At 62.0% G+C, this 440-nt stretch carries 1 protein-coding gene; it reads left to right on the forward strand.

The window, feature by feature from the left end:
* Positions 1-440 (forward strand): hypothetical protein (locus tag AACY45_RS28690; RefSeq protein WP_339548854.1); only part of this gene is annotated, 440 nt, incomplete at both ends.

The raw sequence follows: 440 nt of genomic DNA on the forward strand, positions 1-440 counted from the left end.
TGCTGGCGCTGACAGAACCGATCATCGCCACAGCACCGCCAAGCGAGCAAGATCGACTCTTCCTGACGCGCAGCATCCATAAGGAGCATTCGCGCCGATCGCTTCGCAGCCGCACCGGGGTCATCGAACACACCGTTCTGAGGCGTGCCATCCTCAGATTCATCGAGCGCGCCAACCAACGCATCGACGCGTGGAACACGGACCATCCGGACCAACTGCGGGAGCCGATCGCAGACTTTGCGCCGGCGTTATTTCGTGGAAGCGTGGCGACTGAGCACTACCGCGCGTCGGGCGGAGACGTTCTCGTCGCTCAATCGATCCTGAACCATGCCAGCGTCGCAACAACAGAGACCTATCTCAAGAGCGAGGAGACGACCCGCCTCCAGCGCCAGACGATCGCGCACCTGCAAGAGCAGATGATCAACTGGGTGCTCGGCCCC

The sequence above is a fragment of the Pseudomonas sp. RA_35y_Pfl2_P32 genome, assembly GCF_963970735.1.
Taxonomy (GTDB): domain Bacteria; phylum Pseudomonadota; class Gammaproteobacteria; order Pseudomonadales; family Pseudomonadaceae; genus Aquipseudomonas.